The sequence below is a fragment of the Mesorhizobium sp. M7A.F.Ca.CA.002.09.1.1 genome (assembly GCF_003998555.1).
Lineage (GTDB): Bacteria > Pseudomonadota > Alphaproteobacteria > Rhizobiales > Rhizobiaceae > Mesorhizobium > Mesorhizobium ciceri.
Map to the genome: position 1 here is coordinate 1 of NZ_RZRR01000397.1, position 4,924 is coordinate 4,924.

A 4,924-nucleotide genomic window follows, 5' to 3' on the forward strand; every position below is an offset into this window, starting at 1 on the left:
TTCGTGGCCTGATCGACGCGCTTGGAGATCTCGTCATCCATCGCGACCGCGACGGCTACATCGTCTATGCCAACAAGGTCTTCGCCGATCTCGTCGAGATCGACCAGCGCGATCTTGCCGGCAAGACCCTGGCGGAACTCGGCATCGAGGTCGGCATGGTTCCCGATGCCGCCTTTTCCGACCATGAGTGCCTGAGTTCCACCGATGTCTCTATCAGCACGCCGAGCGGGCAGCGCTGGTTCTCCTGGATCGAACTGTCGGTGCGCGACAAGGACAGTGGCGCGGTTTCGCACCGCGCCATCGCCCGCGACATCACCGCCCGCAAACGCGCCGAGTCCTCGCTGATCACCGCACGCGAACGGGCCGAATATGCCAGCCAGGCCAAATCGCGTTTCCTCGCCACCGTCAGCCATGAAATCCGCACCCCGATGAACGGCATCATGGGCATGGCCAGGTTGCTCGCCGACACCAGCCTGTCGCCGGAGCAGCAGACCTATGTCGGCGCCGTCTCGACCTCAGCCAGCGCATTGCTTGCCCTGATCGAGGATCTTCTCGACTATTCCAAGATCGAAGCCGGGCGTTTCGACCCGGAGCCGCAGCCGATGTCGGTGCGCGAGATCGCCGACAACATCATCGAATTGCTGGCGGCGCGCGCCTTCGCCAAGGATATCGGGCTGGGTTGTCATGTCGAACCCGACGTGCCGCAATTGATCACCGCCGATCCAGGCAAGGTCAGGCAGGTGCTTCTCAACCTCATCGGCAACGCCATCAAGTTCACCGACAGCGGCGGCGTGCTGGTGAGCATTGCACGCGCACGCACCGAAACCAGCGACCGCATATGCTTTACCATCGCCGATACCGGTCCGGGCCTGCATGATGCCGACCTGGAGCGCATTTTCGAGGAGTTCGAGCAGGCCGACGGCACGTCGACACGCACACATGGCGGGGCCGGCCTCGGCCTTGCCATCTCCAGGCGCCTGGTGGCCGCCATGGGTGGCACGATCTCGGTATCCAGCCGGCTCGGCCAGGGATCCGAGTTCGTCTTCGAAGTCCCTGCGACAGCGGCCACCGAAGCGCCGCAGGGCCGCCAGAATGCTCTCTCGGGCAGACGCGTGGTGATCCTGTCGAAGAACGCCGTCGAGGCCGACGCCATCGCCCGCACCATCCGTGCCAACGGTGGCGCGGTCGACATCGCCACCACCGCCGCACAGGCCGCGCCTTTCGCCGCCGGCTGCGACGCGATCCTGGTCGATGCAGCGATGGAGGAAGGCGACGGAAGGCTGCTCAAGCGCCTGCGCCAGAGCGGTTTCTCCGACTGTGAGGCGATCACGCTGATCGCGCCGACAGATCGCGGCATGCTTGGCGAGTTCCGCGCCAGCGGCTACGCAACCTTCCTGGCCAGGCCGGTGCGCGGCGGAACACTTTTGCGTGTACTGTTGAGCAGCCATGCTCCGAGCCTCGGCCCGCCGCAGCCGGAAAAGCGCGGCGCGCCGACACTGCGCGCCGTCGGCAACCGCCAGCGCGGCCTGTCGGTGCTGATCGCCGAGGACAATGACATCAATGCCATGCTGGCCCGCGCCACGCTGCTGAAGGCCGGGCATCGCGTCAGGGTGGTCGGCAACGGCAAGGCGGCCGTCGAGGCTGTCACCGGCGCCGCGCACAAGGACCGCTTCGACGTGGTCTTGATGGATCTGCACATGCCGGTCATGGACGGGCTGGACGCGATTGCCGCCATCCGCCGCCATGAGGAAGAAAGTGCCGTGCGGCCGGTGCCGATCATGGTGCTGTCGGCCGACAGCCAGGAAAAGACCCGCCATGCGGTGTTGGCCCATGGCGCCAGCGGCTTTGTCACCAAGCCGCTCGACCCCGAGGCGCTGGTCAATGCCGTCGAGGGCCAGGTCGTCGCGGCCTGAGCTTTCCACCGCCCGTTCCGCACCGGGCGATCACTTAAACGTAGCCGGTTGATCGTATTCGCCAGCCGACGAAGTATTGCCCACGACGTCGTATCACGGTACTGTCACAATCCTGTTGCACCTACACCGTATCCCCGTGCCAAGAGGGATGGCTCGAAGGAGAATCACTCGTGCATACAGTTATGCCGGAATGTGACACTCGGCCGAACGCCAGCAGCGCCTTGCTTGCCGGACGTAACGTCGATTCCGTCATAAAGGGCGCGGCACTGGGCCGTATAGGCAATCTTGAAGTGCGGCTCGCTCGCAACGAGGCCGAGATCGCGGCCGCGCAGGAAGTGCGCTACCGGGTGTTCTACGACGAACTTGGCGCCAGGAAGGACCTGTTCCAGGCCCATGACCGCCGTGACGCCGACCGGTTCGATCCACTCTGCGACCATCTGCTGGTTTTGGACACCACGCTTTCCGGTCCCGAACATCGCCGTATCGTCGGTACATATAGGCTGCTGCGGCAAGAAATCGCGGCCACGGCCGGCGGTTTCTATTCCGAAGGTGAATTCGAGCTGACCAAGCTCATTGCCCGTCACCCCGGCCAGCGTTTCCTGGAACTCGGCCGCTCCTGCGTCTTGCCGGAATACCGCTCGAAACGCACCATCGAGGCGTTGTGGCAAGGCATCTGGGCCTACATCAACCATTACGAAATCGGTGTGATGACCGGTTGCGCTTCTTTTCACGGCACCGTGCCGGCGGCGCATGCCGAGGCGCTCACCTACCTCGCCCACCACTGCCGCACAAATTCGGCCTGGGACGTGCGCGCGGTCTCCGGGCGCTACTGCTCGATGGACCTGATGCCGATCGAGGCGGTCAATGCCAAGGCGGCGATCGCCGCGATGCCGCCTCTGGTCAAGGGCTATCTGCGCGTCGGCGCCCGCATCGGCGACGGCTGCGTCATCGATCGCGAATTCTCGACGGTCGATGTGTTCGTCGTGATGCCGGTCAAGGAGATCGGCGCACGCTACGTCAACTATTATGGCGGGGAAGCCCAGCGCTTCGCTGCGTGAGGCTAGCGAATAGAAAGTAGCGGGAGCTATCTCGTTCAACCCCTATTCGCTATTCGCTTCCTTTTCACAAAATATCTTCCGGCCGCCTGCCGGGCCGGCTCTTGTAGGACGGAAACGACCAGCCGAATTTGAGCGCGCCGCCACGCACAAGGAACGCCGCAGCAAAACCGGCAAGGTCCGAGGCGAGCGGCGGCAGTCCGGCAAGATCGCCAAGCGTGTAAAGGCCGGCACCTGCAAGGGCCGCCGTGACATAGATTTCGGGCCTGAGCAGCACCGATGGCTCGCCGGCAAGAAGATCGCGCAGAATGCCGCCGAAAGTGGCGGTGAGCACGCCGGTGATGACGGAGACGACCGGCGAACCGGTAATCGCAAGCCCCTTGGCCGCGCCCATCACCGAAAAAGCGGCGAGCCCGATGGCGTCGAGCCAGAGCAGCCATTTCCAGCGCGATTCGACACGATGCGCGCTGAAGAAGACCAGCACCGCAACCGCGGCGCAGACCAGCACATAGCCGGAGTTGGCGACCCAGAAAACCGGCAGGTTGAGGATGACGTCGCGAAGCGTGCCGCCACCTATCCCGGTGACGCTGGCCAGGAACAGGAAGCCGATAATGTCGAGCTGCTTGCGCGAAGCCGCAAGCGCCCCCGTCGCCGCGAAGACGGCGACACCGGCATAGTCGAGAAGCGCGATGGGGTTCATGGCAGGCCAGGGGAGTAAGGGAATAGGGCAGTAGGGCAGTATGTTTAGCACGAAGCCGCACGGAAGGTGCGATTGCCCTTTTCCCTACTGCCCTACTGCCCTACTCCCTTAACTATGCATCTTTCTCAGCCTGCTCGTTTACCGGCCCCGGCTCGACCGGCGCTTCAGCGGCGGCAAACTTCGGACCGCCTTTGGCGACGCCGACCATAGCCGGGCGCAGCACGCGGTCGCCGATCGAATAGCCCGGCTGCACGACCTGGACCACGGTGTTGGCCGGGACGTCCGGATTGGGCACTTCGAACATCGCCTGGTGGAAATTGGGATCGAACTTCTCGCCTTCCGGCGCGAGCTTCTTGACCCCATGCCGTTCCAGCGCCGACAGCATGGCGCGCTCGGTGAGGTCGACGCCTTCGATCAGCGCCTTGAAGCCGGCGTCACCCGATGCCTTGGCCTCGGCGGGAATCGCATCCAGCGCGCGGCGCAGATTGTCCGACACCGAAAGCATGTCGCGGGCGAAATTCGCGACCGCGTAGGTGCGCGCATCGTGAACATCGCGCGCCGTGCGGCGACGCAGGTTTTCCATTTCGGCCGCCACGCGCAGCGCGCGGTCCTTCAGCTCTTCATTTTCCTTCAGCAGCCGGACAAGGGCTTCATAGTCGCCGTCGGTGCTGCCTTCCGTGCGCTCGGCTGCGGGCTCGGTCGCCTCGACTTCATCGGGCGCGCGTTCGTCTTTTGCCTGGTCGCTCATCGCCGTTTCCCGTCAATCTCGAATGATGTGGATTTTGTGCCCGATATCGATGTTTGGCAGCCAAAAATCAAGGGGTAAGCGATTATGGAAGCCACCGGCCAAGGCCGGACAATGGCAGGCAAGGCATTTCGATTTTAATTCAAATTTTACCTTAACTGCCGGCTTTGCTTGCCCCACAGGCAGGATGGGGGAACCATTCCCTTGCTGGAGGAGTTTCGAAGCCGACACAGGATTTTGAGACGATGACCCGCAACACGGGCGAAAAGGCAGAAGGGCTGGCCATCGAGGTCAGGCGCCAGTTGGGTGCCGAGGCGGTGACCCGCTTTCTACGCACCTTGCCGGCCTTCCGCACCGAGGCCGACATTCCCGACCGGCTCCGAGAACTGCTCGACCGCCTCGATGGGGCGGAGCGCGGTGACATCGGCTGGCGCCGGCGGTAACGCAACAATCAATCTTGGCAGCAAACCTCCTATCGGCAATAGCCGGGGAGAGCCGAACCATCTAAGGA

The 4,924-nt window shown here is 63.7% G+C and carries 5 protein-coding genes; 3 read left to right on the forward strand and 2 right to left on the reverse strand.

The window, feature by feature from the left end; all coding sequences use genetic code 11:
- Both EN994_RS17855 and EN994_RS17860 read left to right on the forward strand, forming a co-directional pair.
- On the forward strand, positions 1-1,913 hold a 1,913-nt coding region (locus EN994_RS17855; RefSeq protein WP_127307690.1), incomplete at its 5' end, for a response regulator.
- A gap of 182 nt (positions 1,914-2,095) precedes the next feature.
- The gene (locus EN994_RS17860; protein ID WP_023812526.1) at positions 2,096-2,971 is read left to right on the forward strand and encodes a GNAT family N-acetyltransferase; all 876 of its coding nucleotides are present in this window, start codon (positions 2,096-2,098) and stop codon (positions 2,969-2,971) included.
- Positions 2,972-3,035: 64 nt separating this feature from the next.
- Here the strand turns inward: EN994_RS17860 and EN994_RS17865 are convergent, their stop codons facing one another.
- Together EN994_RS17865 and grpE are read right to left on the reverse strand one after the other, a co-directional pair.
- Positions 3,036-3,668 carry a trimeric intracellular cation channel family protein gene (locus EN994_RS17865; RefSeq protein ID WP_013529571.1) on the reverse strand — a complete coding sequence of 211 codons (633 nt, stop codon included), beginning with the start codon at positions 3,666-3,668 and terminating at the stop codon, positions 3,036-3,038.
- A gap of 112 nt (positions 3,669-3,780) precedes the next feature.
- Positions 3,781-4,416 carry a nucleotide exchange factor GrpE gene (grpE, locus tag EN994_RS17870; protein ID WP_027161324.1) on the reverse strand — a complete coding sequence of 212 codons (636 nt, stop codon included), beginning with the start codon at positions 4,414-4,416 and terminating at the stop codon, positions 3,781-3,783.
- A gap of 242 nt (positions 4,417-4,658) precedes the next feature.
- Between grpE and EN994_RS17875 the strand changes: the two genes are divergently transcribed.
- On the forward strand, positions 4,659-4,856 hold the full coding sequence (locus EN994_RS17875; RefSeq protein ID WP_024502834.1) for a hypothetical protein: 198 nt from the start codon (positions 4,659-4,661) through the stop codon (positions 4,854-4,856).
- Positions 4,857-4,924 lie beyond the last annotated feature (68 nt).

Bases quoted from the DNA above. Each gene is read 5' to 3' on its own strand.
- EN994_RS17860 (WP_023812526.1), top strand. From the start codon at position 2,096: ATGCCGGAATGTGACACTCGGCCGAACGCCAGCAGCGCCTTGCTTGCC.
- EN994_RS17865 (WP_013529571.1), bottom strand. From the start codon at position 3,668: ATGAACCCCATCGCGCTTCTCGACTATGCCGGTGTCGCCGTCTTCGCG.
- grpE (WP_027161324.1), bottom strand. From the start codon at position 4,416: ATGAGCGACCAGGCAAAAGACGAACGCGCGCCCGATGAAGTCGAGGCG.
- EN994_RS17875 (WP_024502834.1), top strand. From the start codon at position 4,659: ATGACCCGCAACACGGGCGAAAAGGCAGAAGGGCTGGCCATCGAGGTC.